The 21955-nt window shown below is 69.9% G+C and carries 23 protein-coding genes; 18 read left to right on the plus strand and 5 right to left on the minus strand.

Annotated features, from left to right (window positions below; translation table 11 throughout):
* Window positions 1-172 precede the first annotated feature (172 nt).
* From secY to truA, 10 genes are all read left to right on the plus strand, one after another.
* On the plus strand, window positions 173-1492 hold the full coding sequence (gene secY, locus OG514_RS16945) for a preprotein translocase subunit SecY (protein WP_266895449.1): 1320 nt from the start codon (window positions 173-175) through the stop codon (window positions 1490-1492).
* Complete coding sequence (locus OG514_RS16950) at window positions 1492-2139, plus strand: adenylate kinase (protein ID WP_266895451.1); 648 nt, start codon at window positions 1492-1494, stop codon at window positions 2137-2139. The genes secY and OG514_RS16950 overlap by 1 nt, the downstream gene beginning before the upstream one ends.
* Before the next feature lie 96 nt (window positions 2140-2235).
* Window positions 2236-3087, plus strand: a complete 852-nt coding sequence (gene map / locus OG514_RS16955) for a type I methionyl aminopeptidase (protein WP_266895453.1) — start codon at window positions 2236-2238, stop codon at window positions 3085-3087.
* 271 nt (window positions 3088-3358) lie between these two features.
* The gene (gene infA, locus OG514_RS16960; RefSeq protein ID WP_014047798.1) at window positions 3359-3580 is read left to right on the plus strand and encodes a translation initiation factor IF-1; all 222 of its coding nucleotides are present in this window, start codon (window positions 3359-3361) and stop codon (window positions 3578-3580) included.
* Window positions 3581-3642: 62 nt separating this feature from the next.
* Window positions 3643-3756, plus strand: coding sequence for a 50S ribosomal protein L36 (rpmJ, locus tag OG514_RS16965; RefSeq protein WP_003956441.1), 114 nt, complete (start codon window positions 3643-3645; stop codon window positions 3754-3756).
* Window positions 3757-3946: 190 nt separating this feature from the next.
* Window positions 3947-4327, plus strand: coding sequence for a 30S ribosomal protein S13 (rpsM, locus tag OG514_RS16970; protein WP_266895455.1), 381 nt, complete (start codon window positions 3947-3949; stop codon window positions 4325-4327).
* A gap of 66 nt (window positions 4328-4393) precedes the next feature.
* The gene (gene rpsK / locus OG514_RS16975) at window positions 4394-4798 is read left to right on the plus strand and encodes a 30S ribosomal protein S11 (RefSeq protein WP_006376016.1); all 405 of its coding nucleotides are present in this window, start codon (window positions 4394-4396) and stop codon (window positions 4796-4798) included.
* Window positions 4799-4932: 134 nt separating this feature from the next.
* Window positions 4933-5955, plus strand: coding sequence for a DNA-directed RNA polymerase subunit alpha (locus OG514_RS16980; protein WP_003966937.1), 1023 nt, complete (start codon window positions 4933-4935; stop codon window positions 5953-5955).
* Between the two features lie 163 nt (window positions 5956-6118).
* Window positions 6119-6583, plus strand: a complete 465-nt coding sequence (rplQ, locus tag OG514_RS16985; protein ID WP_266895457.1) for a 50S ribosomal protein L17 — start codon at window positions 6119-6121, stop codon at window positions 6581-6583.
* Window positions 6584-6666: 83 nt separating this feature from the next.
* On the plus strand, window positions 6667-7524 hold the full coding sequence (gene truA, locus OG514_RS16990; protein ID WP_266895459.1) for a tRNA pseudouridine(38-40) synthase TruA: 858 nt from the start codon (window positions 6667-6669) through the stop codon (window positions 7522-7524).
* On the opposite strand, the gene OG514_RS16995 is transcribed toward truA, so the two are convergent.
* The gene (locus OG514_RS16995) at window positions 7495-8493 is read right to left on the minus strand and encodes a hypothetical protein (protein ID WP_266895461.1); all 999 of its coding nucleotides are present in this window, start codon (window positions 8491-8493) and stop codon (window positions 7495-7497) included. The genes truA and OG514_RS16995 overlap by 30 nt on opposite strands.
* A 56-nt stretch (window positions 8494-8549) precedes the next feature.
* On the opposite strand from OG514_RS16995, the gene OG514_RS17000 reads away from it, so the two are divergent.
* From OG514_RS17000 to glmM, 4 genes are all read left to right on the plus strand, one after another.
* Window positions 8550-10172, plus strand: a complete 1623-nt coding sequence (locus OG514_RS17000; protein WP_266895463.1) for an ABC-F family ATP-binding cassette domain-containing protein — start codon at window positions 8550-8552, stop codon at window positions 10170-10172.
* A 262-nt stretch (window positions 10173-10434) separates the two neighbouring features.
* Window positions 10435-10878 carry a 50S ribosomal protein L13 gene (gene rplM, locus OG514_RS17005; protein ID WP_030318630.1) on the plus strand — a complete coding sequence of 148 codons (444 nt, stop codon included), beginning with the start codon at window positions 10435-10437 and terminating at the stop codon, window positions 10876-10878.
* Between the two features lie 44 nt (window positions 10879-10922).
* A complete protein-coding gene (rpsI, locus tag OG514_RS17010; RefSeq protein ID WP_015035601.1) occupies window positions 10923-11435 on the plus strand; it encodes a 30S ribosomal protein S9 in 513 nt (170 codons plus the stop codon).
* A gap of 136 nt (window positions 11436-11571) precedes the next feature.
* Window positions 11572-12930 carry a phosphoglucosamine mutase gene (glmM, locus tag OG514_RS17015; protein ID WP_266895466.1) on the plus strand — a complete coding sequence of 453 codons (1359 nt, stop codon included), beginning with the start codon at window positions 11572-11574 and terminating at the stop codon, window positions 12928-12930.
* A 139-nt stretch (window positions 12931-13069) separates the two neighbouring features.
* Here glmM and OG514_RS17020 read toward each other — a convergent pair whose 3' ends face one another.
* The gene (locus OG514_RS17020) at window positions 13070-14020 is read right to left on the minus strand and encodes a DUF389 domain-containing protein (protein ID WP_266895468.1); all 951 of its coding nucleotides are present in this window, start codon (window positions 14018-14020) and stop codon (window positions 13070-13072) included.
* Between the two features lie 18 nt (window positions 14021-14038).
* A complete protein-coding gene (coaA, locus tag OG514_RS17025) occupies window positions 14039-15007 on the minus strand; it encodes a type I pantothenate kinase (protein ID WP_266895470.1) in 969 nt (322 codons plus the stop codon).
* A gap of 183 nt (window positions 15008-15190) precedes the next feature.
* Between coaA and OG514_RS17030 the strand changes: the two genes are divergently transcribed.
* The 3 genes from OG514_RS17030 to OG514_RS17040 are packed head-to-tail and all read left to right on the plus strand — an operon-like array spanning window position 15191 to window position 18240.
* The gene (locus OG514_RS17030; protein ID WP_266895473.1) at window positions 15191-15946 is read left to right on the plus strand and encodes a hypothetical protein; all 756 of its coding nucleotides are present in this window, start codon (window positions 15191-15193) and stop codon (window positions 15944-15946) included.
* Between the two features lie 39 nt (window positions 15947-15985).
* On the plus strand, window positions 15986-17833 hold the full coding sequence (glmS, locus tag OG514_RS17035) for a glutamine--fructose-6-phosphate transaminase (isomerizing) (protein WP_266895476.1): 1848 nt from the start codon (window positions 15986-15988) through the stop codon (window positions 17831-17833).
* Window positions 17834-17871: 38 nt separating this feature from the next.
* Entirely contained in the window at window positions 17872-18240 is a 369-nt protein-coding gene (locus OG514_RS17040) for a holo-ACP synthase (RefSeq protein WP_266895479.1), read from the plus strand.
* A gap of 109 nt (window positions 18241-18349) precedes the next feature.
* Here OG514_RS17040 and OG514_RS17045 read toward each other — a convergent pair whose 3' ends face one another.
* Together OG514_RS17045 and OG514_RS17050 are read right to left on the minus strand one after the other, a co-directional pair.
* Complete coding sequence (locus tag OG514_RS17045; protein ID WP_266895480.1) at window positions 18350-19816, minus strand: hypothetical protein; 1467 nt, start codon at window positions 19814-19816, stop codon at window positions 18350-18352.
* Complete coding sequence (locus OG514_RS17050; RefSeq protein ID WP_266895482.1) at window positions 19813-20370, minus strand: hypothetical protein; 558 nt, start codon at window positions 20368-20370, stop codon at window positions 19813-19815. Before OG514_RS17050 ends, OG514_RS17045 begins: the two co-directional genes overlap by 4 nt.
* Window positions 20371-20488: 118 nt before the next feature.
* Here OG514_RS17050 and OG514_RS17055 point away from each other — a divergent pair, with 118 nt between their 5' ends.
* Complete coding sequence (locus tag OG514_RS17055; protein WP_266895484.1) at window positions 20489-21937, plus strand: NAD(P)H-hydrate dehydratase; 1449 nt, start codon at window positions 20489-20491, stop codon at window positions 21935-21937.
* The last annotated feature ends 18 nt before the right edge of the window (window positions 21938-21955 follow it).

Here is a 21955-nt window from a genome sequence, read left to right on the forward strand (position 1 = left end):
AAAAGGGGCATCCCCGATTGGTCGTTCCTAGGGGGGCATGCTCGCCGGTAAGGTGGCGTGCACTGTCTAGGCTCCGTGCGGTATGCCCGCACGGGATTGATGACCGATACCTAATCGTCGAACCTCAAGACCGTCACCCTTGACGCATAGCGCGGGGGTCGCAGGAGGCACCGTGCTTACCGCGTTCGCCCGGGCGTTCAAGACGCCCGACCTGCGCAAGAAGCTGTTCTTCACGCTCGCCATCATCGTGCTGTACCGCCTCGGGGCCCACATCCCGGTCCCCGGCGTCAGCTACGAGGCCGTCCAGCAGTGTGTGAAGCAGGCCAGCGAGGGCAACAACAGCCTGTTCGGCCTGGTCAACATGTTCAGTGGCGGCGCGCTGCTGCAGATCACCATCTTCGCGCTCGGCATCATGCCGTACATCACGGCGAGCATCATCCTGCAGCTGCTGACCGTCGTGATCCCGCGACTCGAGGCCCTCAAGAAGGAGGGTCAGTCCGGTACCGCCAAGATCACGCAGTACACCCGGTACCTGACGGTCGCCCTCGCCATCCTTCAGGGCACCGGTCTCGTGGCCACCGCCAAGAGCGGTGCTCTCTTCAGTGGCTGCCGTGTCGCCGACCAGGTCGTCCCCGACCCGTCGATCTTCACCATCGCCACGATGGTCATCACGATGACCGCCGGAACCTGCATCGTCATGTGGCTCGGTGAGCTCATCACCGACCGTGGCATCGGCAACGGCATGTCGATCCTGATGTTCATCTCGATCGCCGCCGGCTTCCCGGGTGCCCTCTGGGCCATCAAGGAGAGCGGCAAGCTCGCCAAGGGCTGGATCGAGTTCGGCACCGTCATCCTCATCGGCTTCGTGATGGTGGCCCTCGTGGTCTTCGTCGAGCAGGCCCAGCGGCGCATCCCGGTGCAGTACGCGAAGCGCATGATCGGTCGGCGCTCCTACGGCGGTACGTCCACGTACATCCCGTTGAAGGTGAACCAGGCGGGTGTGATTCCTGTCATCTTCGCGTCGTCGCTGCTCTACATCCCGGCCTTGATCGCCCAGTTCTCGAACTCCACCGCAGGGTGGAAGACCTGGATCGAAGCCCACTTCGTCAAGGGTGACCACCCCTACTACATCGCTACGTACTTCCTCCTGATCGTGTTCTTCGCCTTCTTCTACGTGGCGATCTCGTTCAACCCCGAGGAAGTCGCGGACAACATGAAGAAGTATGGTGGCTTCATCCCGGGTATCCGGGCTGGTCGACCTACTGCCGAGTATCTGAGCTACGTGCTCAACCGGATCACTTGGCCGGGCTCGCTGTACTTGGGTCTGATCGCTCTTGTGCCGACGATGGCGTTGGCAGGCTTCGGTGGCGCCAATGCCAACTTCCCCTTCGGTGGGACGAGCATCCTCATCATCGTGGGTGTGGGGCTGGAGACCGTGAAGCAGATCGAGAGCCAGCTCCAGCAGCGCAATTACGAAGGGTTCCTCCGCTGATGCGAATCGTCCTCGTCGGACCGCCCGGTGCCGGCAAGGGAACGCAGGCTGCGTTCCTTGCCAAGAACCTGGACATCCCGCACATCTCCACGGGCGACCTGTTCCGCGCCAACATCTCTCAGGGCACGGAGCTGGGTCTGAAGGCCAAGGCGTTCATGGACGCCGGGGACCTGGTACCCGACGAGGTGACCATCGGGATGGCCAAGGACCGGATGGAGCAGTCGGACGCCGCCAACGGCTTCCTGCTGGACGGGTTCCCCCGCAACGTGGCGCAGGCCGAGGCTCTGGACGTGGTCCTGAAGGCCGAGGACATGCAGCTCGACGCGGTCCTGGACCTGGAGGTCCCCGAGGACGAGGTCGTGAAGCGGATCGCGGGTCGCCGCATCTGCCGTAACGACTCGGCGCACGTGTTCCACCTGACGTACAACGCCCCGAAGACCGAGGGCGTCTGCGACGTCTGCGGCGGCGAGCTCTTCCAGCGCGACGACGACTCCGAGGAGACCGTCCGCCGGCGCCTGGAGGTCTACCACACGCAGACCGAGCCGATCATCGACTACTACCGGGCGCAGAACCTGGTCGTGACGATCTCGGCGCTCGGCAAGGTGGACGAGGTCACCGCGAAGGCGATGGCCGCGCTCAAGAAGTAACCCTGGTTCGTTCGATACGGCCGCGGTGCCCCTCGGGGGTGCCGCGGCCGTATCGTTGTTCTGTTCCCCGTACTCGATGGAAAGGCCGCGGCCACGATGGTGCAGATCAAGACCCCCGAGCAGATCGCGAAGATGCGCGAGGCGGGGCTGGTCGTCGCCGCCATTCACTCGGCGACCCGTGAGGCGGCCGTGCCGGGCGCCACGACCCGTGATCTCGACGAGGTCGCGCGGAAGGTCATCGCCGACCACGGGGCGAAGTCGAACTTCCTCGGGTACGGCGGGTTCCCCGCGACGATCTGCACCTCGGTGAACGAGGTCGTCGTCCACGGCATCCCCGACGACAAGACCGTCCTCAAGGACGGCGACATCATCTCCATCGACGCGGGCGCCATCGTGGACGGCTGGCACGGTGACGCGGCCTACACGGCCTTCGTGGGCACCGGGCACGCGCCGGAGCTCGTCGAGCTCTCCCGGGTCACGGAGGAGTCGATGTGGGCCGGTATCGCGGCCATGAAGCTCGGCAACCGTCTGGTCGACATCTCGAAGGCCATCGAGACGTACATCAAGCGCCAGCCGCGCCCCGCCGTCGGCGACCACAGCCTCGGCCGGTACGGGATCATCGAGGACTACGGCGGCCACGGCATCGGCACCGAGATGCACATGGACCCGCACCTCCTGAACTACGTCTCCCGCAAGCGCGGCAAGGGCCCGAAGCTGGTCCCCGGCCTCTGCCTGGCGATCGAGCCGATGGTCTCCCTGGGCACCCCCCAGACGGAGGTCCTGAAGGACGACTGGACCGTCATCACCACGGACGGCACCTGGTCCTCCCACTGGGAGCACTCGATCGCCCTGACCGAGGAGGGCCCCCTGGTCCTGACGGCGGTCGACGGCGGCAAGGCGAAGCTGGCGGAGCTGGGCGTGACGGCGGCGCCGGACCCGTTGGCGTAAGGACCGGCCGTCTGTGGCTCCGCGCCGGTTCGCCGGTCGGAGGCCGGCGCGACCCGCTGGGGTAGCGGGGCGGAGCGGTGTCGTTCGCTCAGGAGTAGCTTTGAAGTTTCTACGGCGTGGTGCCTTGCGTAAGGATCAGTTCGGGTGGGCAGACTTCCCGATTCGTCTTTTCCTGGGGCCTGACGTAGACTGATGCGTCGGCTCTCGTGTACCCGTGTGTCCGCATACGGCGACGAGAGTCGATCAAGGTAGCCGATTCGAAAGGCGAAGCGTGGCCAAGAAGCAAGGTGCCATCGAAATCGAGGGCACCGTGATCGAGTCCCTCCCGAACGCCATGTTCAGGGTGGAGCTCCAGAACGGTCACAAGGTCCTCGCGCACATCTCCGGCAAGATGCGGATGCACTACATCCGAATCCTTCCGGACGACCGGGTCGTGGTGGAGCTTTCTCCGTACGACCTGACGCGTGGCCGGATCGTCTACCGGTACAAGTAGATCTTGCCCGCACCCCGCCTTCACGCGCGGGTGGTGGCACTGACCCGGAGAACCTCACACCCATGAAGGTCAAGCCGAGCGTCAAGAAGATCTGCGACAAGTGCAAGGTGATCCGCCGTCACGGCCGGGTCATGGTCATTTGCGACAACCTGCGCCACAAGCAGCGCCAGGGCTGACGCACGCCGACCGACCTGCAACTTCGCAGTTCTTCGCGCGACGCATAGCAATACGTACATACGCAGAGCCCGTCGGACCGTGATTCACGGTTGACGGCACCTCCGGCGGGGGCCGGGGACCCGACCTGTACCTCATACGGCAGCCGGGAACGGTTCTGCAGCAGACCCCCGAGAACACAGGAGCCATTGAATGGCACGCGTTTCCGGTGTTGACATCCCGCGCGAAAAGCGTGTGGTGGTCGCACTCACCTACGTCTTCGGTATCGGGCGTACCCGGTCCGAGGAGATCCTCGTCGCGACCGGCGTGAACCCGTCCACCCGTGTCCGCGACCTTGCCGAGGAAGACCTCGTCAAGATCCGCGAGTACGTGGACGCCAACCTCCAGACCGAGGGTGACCTCCGCCGCGAGATCGCCGCCGACATCCGCCGCAAGGTCGAGATCGGCTGCTACCAGGGTCTGCGCCACCGTCGTGGCCTGCCCGTCCGCGGCCAGCGCACCAGCACGAACGCTCGTACCCGCAAGGGCCCGCGTCGCGCCATCGCCGGCAAGAAGAAGCCGGGCAAGAAGTAGTCCTCAGCGGACGCTTGACCAAGCGGTCTTCGCTGTAGGACCGACCACCTCCCGTAGGAGTTATAGATGCCCCCCAAGGGTCGTCAGGGCGCTGCCAAGAAGGTGCGCCGCAAGGAAAAGAAGAACGTCGCTCACGGGCACGCTCACATCAAGAGCACGTTCAACAACACCATCGTCTCGATCACGGACCCCGCGGGCAACGTGATCTCCTGGGCCTCCGCCGGCCACGTCGGCTTCAAGGGCTCACGCAAGTCGACCCCGTTCGCCGCGCAGATGGCCGCCGAGTCGGCCGCTCGCCGCGCGCAGGAGCACGGCATGCGCAAGGTTGACGTCTTCGTCAAGGGTCCGGGCTCCGGCCGCGAGACCGCGATCCGCTCCCTCCAGGCCACGGGCCTCGAGGTCGGTTCGATCCAGGACGTCACCCCCACGCCGCACAACGGCTGCCGTCCCCCCAAGCGCCGCCGCGTCTGACGCACGGCTGCTTGACTGAGGACTTCGGGCGGTACGGCTCTTCGGACCGTGCCGCCCGTACCCTTGCAGTACGCAGTACGCAGCACTCCGTCGGGCGTCAAATAGTGGGCGTCCACGACTGAAGGATTGAACACATGCTTATCGCTCAGCGTCCGTCGCTGACCGAAGAGGTCGTCGACGAGTTCCGCTCCCGGTTCGTCATCGAGCCGCTGGAGCCGGGCTTCGGCTACACCCTCGGCAACTCGCTCCGCCGTACCCTCCTCTCCTCGATCCCGGGTGCCGCTGTCACCAGCATCCGCATCGACGGTGTCCTGCACGAGTTCACCACCGTGCCGGGCGTCAAGGAGGACGTGACCGACCTCATCCTCAACATCAAGCAGCTGGTCGTCTCCTCGGAGCACGACGAGCCGGTCGTGATGTACCTGCGCAAGCAGGGCCCGGGTCTGGTCACCGCCGCCGACATCGCGCCCCCGGCCGGTGTCGAGGTGCACAACCCCGACCTCGTCCTCGCCACGCTCAACGGCAAGGGCAAGCTGGAGATGGAGCTGACCGTCGAGCGCGGTCGCGGCTACGTCTCCGCCGTGCAGAACAAGCAGGTGGGCCAGGAGATCGGTCGCATTCCGGTCGACTCCATCTACTCCCCGGTGCTCAAGGTCACGTACAAGGTCGAGGCGACCCGTGTCGAGCAGCGCACCGACTTCGACAAGCTGATCGTCGACGTCGAGACCAAGCAGGCCATGCGCCCGCGTGACGCCATGGCGTCCGCCGGTAAGACCCTGGTCGAGCTGTTCGGTCTGGCGCGCGAGCTCAACATCGACGCCGAGGGCATCGACATGGGCCCGTCCCCCACGGACGCCGCCCTTGCCGCCGACCTGGCGCTGCCGATCGAGGAGCTCGAGCTCACCGTTCGTTCGTACAACTGCCTCAAGCGCGAGGGCATCCACTCCGTGGGTGAGCTCGTCGCCCGCTCCGAGGCGGACCTGCTCGACATCCGCAACTTCGGTGCGAAGTCGATCGACGAGGTCAAGGCGAAGCTGGCCGGTATGGGCCTCGCGCTGAAGGACTCGCCCCCCGGCTTCGACCCGACCGCCGCCGCCGACGCCTTCGGCGCCGACGACGACGCGGACGCGGGCTTCGTCGAGACCGAGCAGTACTAGTAGCTCGGGCCTGACGGTCCAGATTTTGCTGCGGGCCGGCTTCGGTCGGCCCCGCAGTTCCCCGCGCCCCTTCGGGAGCGCGGGGTCTTCGACGGGCACTCGCCCGCTCGGACACTGACATCGGTACCTCATACGGCCGGTGCAGATCACAAGGAGAAACACCATGCCGCGTCCCGCGAAGGGTGCCCGCCTCGGCGGTTCCGCCGCGCACGAGAAGCTGCTCCTCGCCAACCTGGCGAAGTCGCTCTTCGAGCACGGCCGCATCACCACCACCGAGGCCAAGGCCCGTCGCCTGCGTCCGGTCGCCGAGCGCCTGATCACCAAGGCGAAGAAGGGCGACATCCACAACCGTCGCCTGGTGCTGCAGACGATCACCGACAAGGGCATCGTCCACACCCTCTTCACCGAGATCGCCCCGCGTTACACGGAGCGCCCCGGTGGCTACACCCGCATCACCAAGATCGGCAACCGTCGTGGCGACAACGCCCCGATGGCCGTGATCGAGCTGGTCGAGGGCGAGATCGCCAAGAAGGCGACCGTCGCCGAGGCCGAGGCCGCCACCGTGCGCGCCGTCAAGGAGGCCGACGCGGCCGCCGAGGCTCCGGCCGAGGAGTCGAAGGACGCGTAAGCGTTTTTCCGACGTTTCTCGTGTGCGGGCCCGTACCCCCTTGGGGTGCGGGCCCGTTCCCGTGTGTTTGAGAGGATCTCCGCGTGAGCGATGACGTGCAGGACGGTTTCGTACGGGTTCGGCTTGACCTGTCGTACGACGGCAAGGACTTCTCCGGCTGGGCCAAGCAGTCCCAGGGGCAGCGGACGGTGCAGGGGGACATCGAGGCCGCCCTGCGGACCGTGACCCGGTCCCAGGAGACGTACGAGCTGACCGTGGCCGGCCGGACGGACTCCGGGGTGCACGCGCGCGGCCAGGTCGCCCATGTCGACCTGCCCGTCGAGCTGTGGGCCGAGCACCGCGACAAGCTGCTCAGGCGGCTCGCGGGGCGCCTCTCGCACGATGTGCGGGTCTGGTCCCTGACCGAGGCCCCGAGCGGCTTCAACGCCCGTTTCTCCGCGATCTGGCGCCGTTACGCCTACCGCGTCACCGACAACCCCGGCGGGGTCGACCCGCTGCAGCGCGGACACGTCCTGTGGCACGACTGGGCCCTCGACATGGACGCCATGAACGAGGCCGCCGCCGCGCTCGTCGGCGAGCACGACTTCGCCGCGTACTGCAAGAAGCGCGAGGGCGCCACCACCATCCGCACGCTCCAGGAACTGCGCTGGGTGCGCCGCCCCGACGGCGTGATGGAAGCCACCGTGAAGGCGGACGCCTTCTGCCACAACATGGTCCGCTCGCTGGTCGGCGCCATGCTCTTCGTCGGCGACGGGCACCGGCCGGTGGACTGGCCGGGCAAGGTCCTCGCGGCCGGTGTCCGGGACTCCGCCGTGCACGTCGTACGGCCGCACGGGCTCACGCTCGAAGAGGTCGGCTACCCGGCCGACGAGCTCCTGGCCGCCCGCAATCTGGCGGCCAGGAACAAGCGGTCACTCCCCGGGAGCGCCGGCTGCTGCTGAGGCCTGGGCGCGGCCGCGGGCGTAGATCTGGTTGAAGGCGAAGGTGCCGAGGTCGTCGCTGGCCTGGAAGATCGGCTTGTCGGCCTTGGTGACCTTCTTGCCGTTGGCGAAGCCGGCCTGGGTGAAGTAGGCGTACCGGCCGATGGAGTTCGAGCGGCGGAGGCAGACCGTGGCGTGGCAGAAGTCACGCACGCCCGCGCCGGTCAGCGGGGCGATGCCGCCGGTGGCCTGGCTCTTCGCCTTGAGGGCGGCGGCCTCCGAGGGGAAGACGGCGACGCCGACGGTGATCGCCATGCCGTCCTTCACGTAGGTGGCGCGGAGCACCTTCTGGCAGCCGTTCTTCTTCAGGACGGCGCCGAGGCCGCCCTGGGTGACGGCGGCGCAGTTGGTGGTCGCCGACGTCGCGCCCTTCTTGTACGGGCGCTTGTTCATCGTCAGCTTCTTGCCCGGGAAGAGGCCCTCCGCGGAGAGCGGGGCCTTGTCCTTCTTCGGGTCCGAGATGTAGTCCTTCGGGTTCGGCGGGGGCGGCGGCGCCACCGAGGAGAAGGTCGGCTCGGGGGTCGGCGCCGCGGTGGGGGAGACCGTGCCGGTCGGCACCCCGCCGTTCTTGGCCTCGTCGTCCTTCTTGCCGCTCGCGACCACGGCGGTGGCGACGATCGCGCCGACGACCAGGGCGGCCACGGCTCCGCCGCCGATCATCAGCCAGCGCTTGCGCCGGTTACGGGAGGCCGAGGCGTCGGCCAGGGCGCCCCAGTCGGGGGTGCCGCCGCCCTGGGCCCCCGGGAAGGGGTCCTGGGGTCCCTGCGCGCCCGGGAAGGGGCTCGGCTGCTCGCCGTAGCCCTGCTGCCCGTAGCCCTGCTGTCCGTGGCCGGGCTGCCCGCCGTATCCCTGCTGCCCCGGCTGCTGTCCGTACCCCTGCTGCCCGCCCTGCTGCGGCTCTTGCGGCCACTGCGGTCCCCCAAAGCTCATGCCGCGCATCCTAAACCGGTTGGGCCGGACGGACGCGGGCGGCGACAATGCACCTCATGGGACATGTCGAGGCCGCGCATCTTGAGTACTACCTGCCCGACGGGAGGATCCTGCTCGGGGACGCCTCCTTCCGGGTCGGTGAGGGCGCCGTCGTCGCCCTCGTCGGGGCCAACGGCGCCGGAAAGACCACACTGCTCCGGCTGATCTCCGGAGAGCTCCAGCCGCACGGCGGCTCCGTCACCGTCAGCGGCGGGCTCGGCGTGATGCCGCAGTTCGTCGGCTCCGTACGGGACGAGTCCACCGTCCGTGACCTGCTGGTCTCGGTGGCGCAGCCCCGGATCAGGGAGGCCGCGAAGGCCGTCGACGAGGCCGAGCACCTGATCATGACCGTCGACGACGAGGCCGCGCAGATGAAGTACGCGCAGGCCCTCAGCGACTGGGCCGACGTGCAGGGGTACGAGGCCGAGACCCTCTGGGACGTCTGCACGATGGCCGCGCTCGGCGTCCCGTACGAGAAGGCGCAGTTCCGGGAGGTCAGGACGCTCTCCGGCGGTGAGCAGAAGCGGCTCGTCCTGGAGTCGCTGCTGCGCGGCGCCGACGAGGTGCTGCTCCTCGACGAGCCGGACAACTATCTCGACGTCCCCGGCAAGCGGTGGCTGGAGGAACGGCTGCGGGAGACCCGTAAGACCGTGTTGTTCATCTCTCACGACCGGGAGCTGCTGTCCCGGGGCGCGCAGAAGATCGTCGCGGTCGAGCCCGGCCCGGCCGGCTCGGACGTGTGGGTGCACGGTGGCGGTTTCGACACCTTCCACGAGGCGCGTCGGGAGCGGTTCGCGCGCTTCGAGGAGCTGAAGCGGCGCTGGGAGGAGAAGCACGCCCAGCTGAAGAAGCTCGTCCTCAACCTGCGGCAGGCGGCCGCGGTCAGCCACGACATGGCCTCGCGGTACGCGGCGGCGCAGACCCGGCTGCGGAAGTTCGAGGAGGCGGGGCCGCCGCCGGAGCCGCCGCGCGAGCAGGACATCAAGATGCGGCTGCGTGGCGGCCGCACCGGTGTGCGTGCTGTGACCTGCGAGAACCTTGAGCTGACCGGGCTGATGAAGCCGTTCTCGCTGGAGATCTTCTACGGCGAGCGGGTCGGCGTCCTCGGCTCGAACGGGTCGGGCAAGTCGCACTTCCTGCGGCTGCTCGCGGGGGACCCGTCCGTCGCCCACACGGGTGCGTGGAAGCTGGGCGCCCGGGTGGTGCCGGGGCACTTCGCCCAGACCCACGCGCACCCGGAGCTGACCGGCCGGCCGCTCGTCGACATCCTGTGGACCGAGCACGCCAAGGACCGCGGCGGGGCCATGTCGATGCTGCGGCGCTACGAGCTGGAGCGGCAGGGCGACCAGCCCTTCGACAAGCTCTCGGGCGGGCAGCAGGCGCGGTTCCAGATCCTGCTCATGGAGCTGCAGGGCACGACGGCGCTGCTCCTCGACGAGCCGACGGACAACCTGGACCTGGAGTCGGCGGAGGCCCTGCAGGACGGTCTGGAGTCGTACGACGGGACGGTGCTGGCCGTGACCCACGACCGGTGGTTCGCGAAGAGCTTCGACCGCTTCCTGGTCTTCGGGTCGGACGGGGTCGTACGGGAAACCACGGAACCGGTGTGGGACGAGCGGCGGGTCGAGCGGGCGCGCTGACCTGGGGCGGTCGGCGGGTCGGCCGGGCGCGGTGACCTGGTGTCTCTCGGCGTTTTGACCCGTCGGGGGGAGCGCGGGTAGTGTTGCGGTTTGTTATGCGTATTGGCTTCGTCGTTTTCACGCGAAGGGCCTTTACGCAGGTTCCCTGGAGCAGTTACCAGTGGCTCGCATACGGGCGTCGTTCCCGGCAGTGCAGGCCCCAGCTGCATGATCGCTTCAGGTGTGTCTGGACTCCATCCACTGAAGAAGCGAAGGCTACGAAGTGCGTACGTACAGCCCCAAGCCCGGCGATGTCACTCGCCAGTGGCACATCATCGACGCGCAGGACATCGTCCTGGGCCGTCTGGCGACCACGGCTGCGAACCTCCTGCGAGGCAAGCACAAGCCGGTTTACGCGCCCCACATGGACATGGGCGACTTCGTCATCATCATCAACGCTGACAAGGTCCACCTGTCCGGCAACAAGAAGACCCAGAAGCTGGCGTACCGCCACTCCGGCTTCCCGGGTGGTCTGCGCTCGGTCCGTTACGACGAGCTGCTCTCCAAGAACCCGGAGAAGGCCGTCGAGAAGGCCATCAAGGGCATGATCCCCAAGAACACCCTGGGCCGTCAGATGATCTCGAAGCTGAAGGTCTACGCGGGCGAGAACCACCCGCACGCTGCGCAGCAGCCGGTTCCGTTCGAGATCACCCAGGTCGCGCAGTAGTTCCGGCCACACCCCCTAAGAACGAAAGAAATCTGAGGAGCATCGTGGCCGAGACCACCCCCGAGACCCCCGTCGACGAGTTCGAGGGCGTTGAGGAGTACACCACCGAGACCGAGCTCGTCGAGGGTGAGTACACCTCCGAGTCGCTCGCGTCCCGCTTCGGCGACCCGCAGCCGGCCGCCGGCCTGGGCCGTCGCAAGAACGCCATTGCCCGCGTCCGGATCGTTCCGGGCACCGGCAAGTGGAAGATCAACGGTCGCACCCTTGAGGACTACTTCCCCAACAAGGTGCACCAGCAGGAAGTCAACGAGCCCTTCAAGGTGCTCGAGCTCGACAACCGCTACGACGTCATCGCCCGCATCGCGGGTGGCGGTGTCTCCGGCCAGGCCGGCGCCCTGCGCCTCGGTGTGGCCCGTGCGCTGAACGAGGCGGACGTCGAGAACAACCGCCCGGCGCTGAAGAAGGCCGGCTTCCTCTCCCGCGACGACCGTGCGGTCGAGCGCAAGAAGGCCGGTCTCAAGAAGGCCCGTAAGGCTCCGCAGTACAGCAAGCGTTAATCGCCTGCTCGGTCTGCTTTCGTACGCCCCGGCGGCACTGCCCGTGCCGTCGGGGCGTACGTTTTTTCATAACCTCTTTCTTCTTCACCACTTTCTTCTTTCATCAGCTTGGGCACGTATTTCTCGGAGGACAGCTGTGGGACGACTCTTCGGCACGGACGGCGTACGCGGTGTGGCCAACGCGGACCTGACGGCGGAGCTCGCGCTCGGCCTGTCGGTCGCGGCGGCGCACGTGCTTGCCGAGGCGGGCACCTTCGAGGGCCATCGGCCGACCGCCGTGGTCGGGCGTGACCCCCGCGCGTCCGGAGAGTTCCTCGAAGCGGCAGTCGTGGCCGGGCTCGCCAGCGCCGGTGTCGACGTCCTGCGCGTCGGCGTGCTTCCCACCCCGGCCGTGGCCCACCTCACCGGTGTCCTCGGTGCCGACCTCGGCGTGATGCTCTCCGCCAGCCACAACGCCATGCCCGACAACGGCATCAAGTTCTTCGCGCGCGGTGGCCACAAGCTCGCCGACGACCTTGAGGACAAGATCGAGTCCGTCTACGAGGAGCACCGCACCGGCGCCCCCTGGGAGCGTCCAACCGGTTCCGGCGTCGGCCGCGTCCGTGACTACGACGAGGGCTTCGAGACCTACGTCTCCCACCTCATGGCCGTCCTCCCCAACCGTCTCGAAGGTCTGAAGGTCGTCCTCGACGAGGCCCACGGCGCCGCCGCCCGCGTCTCGCCCGAGGCCTTCACCCGGGCCGGTGCCGAGATCGTCACCATCGGCGCCGAGCCGGACGGCCTCAACATCAACGACGGCTGCGGCTCCACCCACCTCGGGCTGCTCAAGGCCGCCGTCGTCGAGCACGGCGCCGACCTGGGCATCGCCCACGACGGCGACGCCGACCGCTGCCTCGCGGTGGACGCCGAGGGCAACGAGGTCGACGGCGACCAGATCCTCGCCGTGCTCGCCCTCGCCATGCGCGAGTCCGGCGCCCTGCGCGGGGACACCGTCGTCGCGACCGTCATGTCCAACCTGGGCTTCAAGCTCGCCATGGAGCGCGAGGGCCTGAACCTCGTCCAGACGGCGGTCGGTGACCGCTACGTCCTGGAGTCCATGAAGGAGAGCGGCTTCGCGCTCGGCGGCGAGCAGTCCGGGCACGTCATCGTGCTCGACCACGCCACCACCGGCGACGGCACCCTCACCGGCCTCATGCTGGCCGCCCGGGTCGCCGCCACCGGCAAGTCGCTCGCGGACCTGGCCGGGGTGATGGAGCGGCTGCCGCAGATCCTCATCAACGTCCCCGACGTCGACAAGTCCCGGGTGAAGACCTCCGGCGACCTCGCCGCCGCGGTCACCGCCGCCGAGCAGGAGCTCGGCTCCACCGGCCGCGTCCTGCTGCGCCCCTCCGGCACCGAGCCGCTGGTCCGCGTCATGGTCGAGGCCGCCGACATCGAGCAGGCGCGCGGGGTGGCGCAGCGCCTCGCGGACGTCGTGAAGTCGGCGCTGGGCTAGTCTTTCTGAGGCACCGTCATGCTTGCGCGGGAGGCCCCGCCGTACCGGATTCCGGTGCGGCGGGGCCTCTTCCGTGTACGGGTCCCTCGTGCGTAGTGCGTCGTGCCGGGATACGAGTCCCTCGTGCGTGGTGCCGGAGTCAGCCGCGCCGCAGGCGGCGCTTCAGACGGCCGCGCTGGGTCCGCCACAGGCGCTGCTGGAGGGCCAGGGTCGCCGTGCCCGCCAGGATGATGCCCAGCAGGTTGAGCAGCAGCTGCCAGATCGACCCCCACATCTGGCCGACCTCGCCGTAGCTGAGCGCCACCGCCGCGTTCGCCGCCGCCGGGACCGTGGTCACCGAGATCGCCACCCCCACCAGGGCGCCCGACTTGGACGAGGTGAGGGAGAGGGTGCCGGCCGCGCCCGCCAGGAGCGCCACCACGAAGGAGAACAGGTCCGGCTGCCAGATGAAACTGGTCTGCGGGCGCTCCGCGTCCAGCATGTCCTTGCTGAACTGGTTCAGCCCGTCCATGACCAGGCTGAACAGCGTCGTTGCCAGGATCGCCGTCACGAAGCCGATGAGCAGCGCGGTCAGGGACCGGGCCGCCAGTCGAGGGGCCCGCTGCACGATCGCCGTGCACACGCCGGCGAGCGGGCCGAACTCCGGGCCGACCGCCATGGCGCCCACGATCAGGATCGCGTTGTCCAGGACGACACCGCAGGCCGCGATCATCGTCGCCAGGCCCATGAAGGAGAGATAGGTGAAGGAGAGCGTCGACTCCTCGTGGGTCGCCTCAGCCAGCTGCTCCCAGATCACGGCGTCCGCGCCCTCGCCCGGCGCGTCCTCCTCGGCCGCGTCCGCCCGTGTGGACATCGACAGGTCGATGGACTCCACCGCGATCGACCCGTCCTGATCGATCTTCAGGCCGCGCAGCCCGTGCAGCAGTTCGTCGGCCGACTCGCGTGCCATGTCGCACATGACCACGTCGCCGGCGGGGTCCCTGGCCACGCCGGGGAGCACCACGAGATGCGTGGTCCCGACCGTCGACTCGATCAGCTCCACCGCAGCCGTGGTGCGGTCCGACGGGACGATCATGCGCAGATGCAACATCCTCCGAGCTTACGGAGCTCAGAGCTTGCGGAGGCTCAGCCGCTGCACCTTGTGGTCCGGACCCTTGCGGACGACGAGCGTCGCCCGGCCGCGGGTCGGGGCCACGTTCTCCAGGAGATTCACCTTGTTGATGGTCCGCCACATGGTGCGGGCGTAGTCGAGGGCCTCGTCCTCGGAGACCTGGGTGTAGCGCTGGAAGTACGAGTCGGGGTTCTGGAAGGCGGTGTCGCGGAGCTTGCGGAAGCGGTTGAGGTACCAGCGCTCGATGTCCTCCGCGCGCGCGTCCACGTACACCGAGAAGTCGAAGTAGTCGGCGAGGCCGACGCGGGTGCGGCCGTCCTTGCCGGGGAGGGCCGGCTGGAGGACGTTCAGCCCCTCCACGATGAGGATGTCCGGGCGGCGGACGACGAGTCGCTCGCCGGGCACGCGGTCGTAGATGAGGTGCGAGTAGACGGGGGCCGTGACCTCCTCCTTGCCCGCCTTGATGTCCGCGACGAACCGGGTCAGGGCCCGGCGGTCGTACGACTCGGGGAAGCCCTTGCGGGACATGAGGCCGCGGGCCTTCAGCTCCTCCATCGGGTAGAGGAAGGCGTCGGTGGTGACCAGCTCCACGCGCGGGTGCTCCGGCCAGCGGGCGAGGAGGGCCTGGAGGAGGCGGGAGACCGTCGACTTGCCGACGGCGACCGAACCGGCGACCCCTATGACGAAGGGCGTGCCCCGCTGCTCCGCGCTCTCGCCGAGGAAGGTGTTGAGGGCGCCCCGCAGACCGCTGGTGGCGTTCACGTACAGGTTGAGCAGCCTGGACAGGGGGAGGTAGACGTCCCGCACCTCGTCGAGGTCGATGACGTCCCCGAGCCCGCGGAGCCGCTCGACCTCCTCGGCGGTGAGGGGCAGCGGCGTCTTGTCGCGCAGGGCGCTCCACTCGGCCCGGGTGAGGTCGACGTAGGGAGTCGCCCCGTTGGCGCTTCGTGGCGGCGAAGTGATCACCCCGCCATTGTCGGGGGTCGAAGGGGTTCGTGGGCCGTGGGGTCGGTCACGCGCCCCATGCGTTGTCGGACCGCTGCCCTAGGGTGATCCTTCTGATGCCGCGTGGGCTTCTGTCCTTCACGCGGGGGGAGCCGTCTCCGGGCGGCGCGAAGTGATCACGAAGAGAACAGAGGGCCACCACCCATGCGTACGTCCCTGAGAAGCGCCGCGGTCGCCGCCACCGCCGTCTCCTTCGCCCTGCTCGTCACCGCCTGCGGTGGCGGGGAGAAGAGCGACGACAAGGGCGGGGCCACCGGTGCGCCCAGTGCCTCCGCCACGAGCGCGCCCGCCGCCGAGACGCTGTCCGCCGCCGAGCTGGAGAAGGCGATCGTCGAGCAGGCCGATCTCAAGGGCTACCAGGTGCAGAAGGCCAAGCCCGCGGACATCCTCGCGGCCGACGCCGTCTCCACCGACGAGCCCGCCTGCAAGCCGATCGCCGACGGCATGTCGTCCATCGCCACCGGAAAGCCGGCGGCGAGCGCGCAGCGCAAGGCCATCGAGATGCCGAAGACCGAAGGGACGGCCTCGCCGGAGGAGGCCCTCGGGGCGCTGGCCGCCCCGGTGACGGGCGTGACGCTCGGCGCGTACGAGGGTCAGGGCGCCCAGGAGGCCTTCGCCTCGCTGAAGACGGCGGGCACCGACTGCGCGGGCGGCTTCACACTGATCGGCGGCGGCGAGAAGACGAAGATCGTCAAGGTCGCGCCCGAGACCGCGTCCGCCGGCGACGAGGCGCTCGCCTGGACGATCACCACCGACGTGGACGGGAAGCCGTTCCTCACCAAGCTGGTCGTCTTCCGCAAGGGCAACACCCTCGCCTCGTTCCACACCCTCAGCTTCGGCGGCGCCGTCAAGTCACTGCCGCAGGCCATCATCGACGCGCAGGCCGCCAAGCTGTCCTGACTCCGGCCCTCCGGGCACCTTCCGCCGTAGGCTGCCGCCATGTGCGGAATCGTGGGATACGTCGGCGGGCAGTCGGCGCTTGATGTGGTGGTCGCGGGCCTCAAGAGGCTCGAATACCGGGGCTACGACTCGGCCGGTGTCGCGGTGCTCTCCGACGGAGGACTGGCCGCGGCCAAGAAGGCGGGCAAGCTCGTCAACCTGGAGAAGGAGCTCGTGGACCGGCCGCTGGCCGGCGGATCCGTGGGCATCGGACACACCCGCTGGGCCACCCACGGCGGGCCGACCGACGCCAACGCGCACCCGCATCTGGACAACGCCGGGCGCGTCGCCGTCGTCCACAACGGCATCATCGAGAACTTCGCCGCCCTGCGCGAGGAGCTCGCCGAGCGCGGCCACGACCTGGTCTCCGAGACGGACACCGAGGTCGTGGCCCACCTCCTCGCCGAGGAGTTCTCCTCCGCCGGGGACCTCGCGGAGGCCATGCGGCTCGTGTGCCGGCGGCTCGACGGGGCGTTCACCCTGGTCGCCGTGCACGCCGACCAACCGGACGTGGTCGTCGGCGCCCGCCGGAACTCGCCGCTCGTCGTCGGTGTCGGCGAGGGCGAGAACTTCCTCGCCTCCGACGTGTCCGCCTTCATCGCCCACACCCGTTCGGCGATCGAACTCGGCCAGGACCAGGTCGTCGAGCTGACCAGGGACGGCGTCACCGTCACCGACTTCGACGGGGTGCCCGCCGACGTACGGGCCTTCCACGTGGACTGGGACGCCTCGGCCGCCGAGAAGGGCGGCTACGACTACTTCATGCTCAAGGAGATCGCCGAGCAGCCCAAGGCCGTCGCCGACACCCTCCTCGGCCGGATCGACGGCTCCGGCCGGCTCAGCCTCGACGAGGTGCGCATCCCCGACGCCGTGCTCCGCGAGGCCGACAAGGTCGTCATCATCGCCTGCGGCACCGCCTTCCACGCCGGGCTCATCGCCAAGTACGCCATCGAGCACTGGACCCGGATCCCCTGCGAGGTCGAGCTCGCCAGTGAGTTCCGCTACCGCGACCCGATCCTCAACCAGCGCACCCTGGTCGTCGCGATCTCCCAGTCCGGCGAGACCATGGACACCCTGATGGCACTCCGGCACGCCCGTGAGCAGGGCGCGAAGGTCCTCGCCGTCTGCAACACGAACGGGTCGACGATTCCGCGCGAGTCCGACGCGGTGCTGTACACCCACGCCGGGCCCGAGGTCGCCGTCGCCTCCACCAAGGCCTTCCTGACGCAGCTGGTGGCCTGCTACCTCCTCGCGCTGTACCTCGGGCAGGTGCGCGGCACCAAGTGGGGCGACGAGATCCACGCCGTCGTCCACGAGCTGGCCAGGATCGGCGACGAGGTCGAGCGCGTCCTGGAGACCATGGAGCCCGTCCGGGCCCTCGCCCGCTCCCTCGCCCACAAGAACACCGTCCTCTTCCTCGGCCGGCACGTCGGCTACCCGGTCGCCCTCGAAGGCGCCCTGAAGCTCAAGGAACTCGCGTACATGCACGCCGAGGGCTTCGCGGCCGGTGAGCTGAAGCACGGGCCGATCGCGCTCATCGAGGAGGACCTGCCGGTCGTCGTCGTGGTCCCCTCGCCCAAGGGCCGCTCCGTCCTCCACGACAAGATCGTCTCCAACATCCAGGAGATCCGGGCCCGCGGAGCCCGGACCATCGTGATCGCGGAGGAGGGCGACGAGGCGGTCGTCCCGTACGCCGACCACCTCGTCCGCATCCCGGCCACGCCTACGCTGCTCCAGCCGCTGGTCTCCACGGTGCCGCTCCAGGTCTTCGCCTGCGAGCTGGCCACCGCGCGGGGCAACGAGGTGGACCAGCCGCGCAACCTGGCAAAGTCCGTGACCGTGGAGTGAGTGTGTCCGTATGAGCGTGAATCGGTGAGTGTGAACAGATGATCATTGGGGTGGGGATCGACGTGGCGGAGATCGACCGGTTCGCCGCGTCGATCGAAAGGACGCCGGGGCTGCTCCAGCGCCTCTTCGTCGAACGGGAGCTGCTGCTCCCCAGCGGCGAGCGGCGCGGGCCCGCCTCCCTCGCGGTGCGGTTCGCCGCGAAGGAGGCCCTCGCCAAGGCGCTCGGTGCGCCGGGCGGGCTGCACTGGACGGACGCCGAGGTGTACGTCGAGGGGACCGGTCAGCCGCGGCTGCGGGTGAGCGGGACCGTGGCGGCACGGGCGGCGGAGCTGGGCGTGAAGCACTGGCACGTGTCGCTGAGCCATGACGCGGGGGTCGCGTCCGCGGTGGTGATCGCGGAGGCGTGAGCCGTCGCGGTCGTACGGACCATGGGCCCGGCCGTTCGGAAACGGTCGGGCCCATGGTCGTGTGCGCGCGACTGCCAGGGCCGGCGTCGGGTGTGAGTGCCGCGCGCGTCTAGGGGGTGGTGGCCGTCTCCTCCTGTGCCGCGCGGCGGCGGGTCAGGACCAGGGCCGTGCCGCCCAGGGCGGCGAGGCTCGCCGCGGTGAGGGCGATGGGGAGGGTGCGGCTGCCGGTGGCGGCGAGGGCGCCGGTGGGGCTGGTGTCGTCCGTGGCGATCGGGCCGGTGCCGGTGTCTCCTGGGCTGTCGCCGGCGCCGGTGGTGCCGCCCGAGGTGGGGGCCGGCGACGTCGAGTCCGTCGGCGTCGGGGCGGTCGTCGCCGGTGAGGCGGACGTCGAGGTGGGCGCGGGTATGGGTGTCGGTGACGTGCCCGTCGGGCTCGGAGCCGGGTCCGTCGGTTCCTGGGTCGGGGGCGCCGGCGTGGTCGTGGTCGCGGTGGGTGTCGGGTCCGTCGGTCCCGTGGTCGGGCTCGTCGGTTCCTGGGTCGGTGTCGGCTCCGGCGGCGTCGGGGTCTTCCGTAGGGTCTGGGTCACCGCGCCGCCCGCCACCGTGAAGAGTGTGTGGTCCGTCGGGTCCAGGGCCAGTGCCGCCGGGCGTTCGCCCGTCGCGACGGTCTCCGTCACCGTGCCCGATCCCGGGTCGACGACCGCTACGGACGAGGCTCCGGTCCGGGCCGCGTACAGGGTCGTGGTCCCCGGGTCGTACGCGAGGGCCTTCGGGTTGCCGTCGACGGCGAGGCTGCCGGTGACCTTCAGTTCGGCCAGGTCGACGACCGAGACCGTACCGGCGGCGAGGTTGGCCACGTATCCCGTGCGGCCGGCCGGGTCGACGGTGACGCCCATGCTGCCGAGGGCGGTCGTGCCCAGGCTGACGGTGCCGGTGAGGCGGCCGGTGGCGCCGTCGACGGCGTTGAGGATGTTCCGGTAGACGACGGAGCCGTTCTCGACGGCGCCGCCGACGTAGGTCGCGTACCCCGTGTGGCCGGTGGTGTCCACGGCGAGTCCGGCCGGGTGGAAGGGGAGGGCGACGGGCGCGCCGACGGCCGTACCGGTTCCGGTGTCGTAGACGGTGACGGATTTGGCGGCCTGGTTGCCGACGTACAGCCGTCCCTGCCCCGGGTCGGCGGCCAGGAGGCTCACGCTGCCCTCGACCGGCAGCCGGTGGTCGGCGACGGTGCGGTTCGCGGTGTCGTACACGGCGATGCGGGTGGACAGGCCGAGGTAGAGGGTGCCGGGGGCGCCGAGGGCCATCACCGTGGCCGGGGACGGGAGTTCGACCGGGTCTCCGACCGGGGCGCCGGTGACCGTGTCGTACACCGTGAGGTGGTGGGCCGTGCCGTCGCTGCTGCTGATGTACAGCCGGTCCGTGGCCGGGTCGACCTCGGCGTCCAGGGTGCTGCCGGTGGCCGGGGTGATCGTGCGCAGGTTCTCGTGGAACGGAGCGGGGGGCGGGGTGGTGGCCCGCACGGCCGCCGTGCCCGTGAGGGCGAGCACGGCGGCCGTCGTCAGAAGGGCGGTTCTCACTGGAAGGTCACCGGCACGTACACGTCGTACTTCCGGTCGGAGCTGTCGAAGTGGTCCGCGCGGGTGACGATCGCGCAGGTCACACCCGACTGGCCGCAGGTGACGGTGTCGGAGATCTTCGCCTTGACATGGATCTGGACGGAGAAGGAGCCGAGGCCGCCGGACTCCGTGAACGGGGAGGAGTTCGACGGGGACATCCAGTACCAGTCGCTGTTCACCCAGTGGGAGGCGCCGGTCGTACCGGTCTCGTCCTGGCCGCCGAGGCAGGGGGTGGGCTTGCTGTTCCAGGTGCTGGGGTCGGCGGTGCTCACCCCCGCGGGTATCGCGCAGAGGCCCACGTAGACGCCCTGGTCGGGGTTGTAGCCGGAGCCGGTCACGGTGACGTTGGTGCCGGCGGCGGAGGCGGTGTTCGGGGCGGTGAGGGAGAGGCTGTAGGTGCGGGTGCCGTCGGTGACGGTGCGGTGCGTGGTGGCGGCTGAGGCGGTGGAGGCGAGGCCGAGGGTGAGGGCGGCGGCGGAGGCGAGGGTGAGGGCGGAGCGGGCGACGGTGCGCATGGCGAGGTGGGCCTTTCCGAGGGCGGTTACTTAGGTAAGGCAAACCTAAGTTGATCGATGAAGGGGCGTCAACCCACGCCTCCGAGCGGGGGCTTGAGGACTGCGGCAGACTGCGACCATGCGTACCGCTTACCGCGTGGAGACCGTACGGGCCGCCGAGGCCGCCCTCATGGCCCGTCTGCCCGAAGGCGCACTCATGCAGCGCGCCGCCGCCGGACTCGCCACCGCCTGCTTCTCCCTCCTCGGGAAGGGACGGGTGTACGGCGCCAGGGTCGTGCTCCTCGTCGGCAGCGGCGACAACGGCGGCGACGCCCTCTACGCCGGAGCCCGGCTCGCCCGGCGCGGCGCCGGAGTCACCGCCGTCCTGCTCGGCGACCGCGCCCACGAGGGCGGGCTCGCGGCGCTGCGGGCGGCGGGAGGCCGCGTCGAGGCCGACGACCCGTTCGAACCGCTCGCCACCGCCGACCTCGTCCTCGACGGCATCACCGGCATCGGCGGGCGCGGCGGGCTCCGGCCCGCCGCCGTGCCCGTCGCGCGGGCCGCACGCGGCTCCGACGCCGTCGTCGTCGCCGTCGACCTGCCCAGCGGCGTCGACGCGGACACGGGGGAGGTGGCGGGCGAGGCGCTGCGGGCGGACGCGACGGTGACCTTCGGGACGTACAAGCCCGGACTGCTCGTCGACCCGGCCCGGTCGTACGCGGGCGCGCTGCGGCTCGTCGACATCGGGCTCGGCGACGAACTGCCCGGCGTGCCCGACCTGGAGGCGCTCCAGCACCAGGACGTGGCGCGGCTGCTGCCCGTACCGGGTGCCGAGAGCGACAAGTACCGGCGCGGGGTGCTGGGTGTGGTGGCCGGATCCGCGCGGTATCCGGGGGCGGCGGTTCTCGCCGTCGAGGGTGCGCTGCGGGGCGGGGCCGGGGCGGTGCGGTACGTCGGGCCGGCGGCCGACGCGGTGATCGCGCGGCACCCGGAGACGCTCGTCCACGCGGGGCCGCCGGACCGCGCCGGGCGGGTGCAGGCCTGGGTGGTCGGGCCCGGCCTCGGCGACGAGCCGGGCGTCGCGGAGGTCCTCGCCTCGGACGTGCCGGTGCTGGTGGACGCGGACGGGCTGCGGGGCCTCGACCCTTCGCTCGTACGGGCCCGCAGCGCGCCGACCCTGCTCACCCCGCACGCGGGGGAGGCGGCGGCGCTGCTGGGCGCCTCCCGGGAGGAAGTGGAGGCGGGACGGCTCGCCGCCGTACGGGAACTGGCGGGGCGGTTCGGGGCGACGGTGCTGCTCAAGGGCTCGACGACGCTGGTGTGCGGGGCGGGTCCGGAGGGTGGCGCGGTGCGGGTGAACCCGACGGGGACGGGGTGGCTGGCGACCGCGGGAAGCGGCGACGTCCTGTCGGGGCTCGCGGGGTCACTCCTTGCGGCAGGGCTGCGCCCGGTGGACGCGGCGTCGTGCGCGGCGTACCTGCACGGGCTGGCGGCGCGGCGGGTGTCGGAGGGGCGGGGGCCGGTTACGGCGGGGGAGGTGGCGGGGGCGTTGGGCGGTGCGTGGCGGGATGTGACGGCGGGGGTGTAGGGGGGGCCGGCACGACAG

The organism is Streptomyces sp. NBC_00572 (genome assembly GCF_026341815.1).
In the GTDB taxonomy this organism is placed as follows: Bacteria; Actinomycetota; Actinomycetes; order Streptomycetales; family Streptomycetaceae; genus Streptomyces.

What these genes read in the sequence shown, in the direction of transcription:
- OG514_RS17000 (WP_266895463.1), top strand. Translation starts at nt 8,550, where the DNA reads ATGGGACATGTCGAGGCCGCGCATCTTGAGTACTACCTGCCCGACGGG.
- glmS (WP_266895476.1), top strand. Translation starts at nt 15,986, where the DNA reads ATGTGCGGAATCGTGGGATACGTCGGCGGGCAGTCGGCGCTTGATGTG.
- rpsM (WP_266895455.1), top strand. Translation starts at nt 3,947, where the DNA reads ATGGCACGCGTTTCCGGTGTTGACATCCCGCGCGAAAAGCGTGTGGTG.
- OG514_RS16980 (WP_003966937.1), top strand. Translation starts at nt 4,933, where the DNA reads ATGCTTATCGCTCAGCGTCCGTCGCTGACCGAAGAGGTCGTCGACGAG.
- OG514_RS17020 (WP_266895468.1), bottom strand. Translation starts at nt 14,020, where the DNA reads ATGTTGCATCTGCGCATGATCGTCCCGTCGGACCGCACCACGGCTGCG.
- OG514_RS17050 (WP_266895482.1), bottom strand. Translation starts at nt 20,370, where the DNA reads ATGCGCACCGTCGCCCGCTCCGCCCTCACCCTCGCCTCCGCCGCCGCC.
- OG514_RS16950 (WP_266895451.1), top strand. Translation starts at nt 1,492, where the DNA reads ATGCGAATCGTCCTCGTCGGACCGCCCGGTGCCGGCAAGGGAACGCAG.
- rpsK (WP_006376016.1), top strand. Translation starts at nt 4,394, where the DNA reads ATGCCCCCCAAGGGTCGTCAGGGCGCTGCCAAGAAGGTGCGCCGCAAG.
- map (WP_266895453.1), top strand. Translation starts at nt 2,236, where the DNA reads ATGGTGCAGATCAAGACCCCCGAGCAGATCGCGAAGATGCGCGAGGCG.
- OG514_RS17055 (WP_266895484.1), top strand. Translation starts at nt 20,489, where the DNA reads ATGCGTACCGCTTACCGCGTGGAGACCGTACGGGCCGCCGAGGCCGCC.
- OG514_RS17030 (WP_266895473.1), top strand. Translation starts at nt 15,191, where the DNA reads ATGCGTACGTCCCTGAGAAGCGCCGCGGTCGCCGCCACCGCCGTCTCC.
- rplQ (WP_266895457.1), top strand. Translation starts at nt 6,119, where the DNA reads ATGCCGCGTCCCGCGAAGGGTGCCCGCCTCGGCGGTTCCGCCGCGCAC.
- OG514_RS16995 (WP_266895461.1), bottom strand. Translation starts at nt 8,493, where the DNA reads ATGAGCTTTGGGGGACCGCAGTGGCCGCAAGAGCCGCAGCAGGGCGGG.
- OG514_RS17040 (WP_266895479.1), top strand. Translation starts at nt 17,872, where the DNA reads ATGATCATTGGGGTGGGGATCGACGTGGCGGAGATCGACCGGTTCGCC.
- rpmJ (WP_003956441.1), top strand. Translation starts at nt 3,643, where the DNA reads ATGAAGGTCAAGCCGAGCGTCAAGAAGATCTGCGACAAGTGCAAGGTG.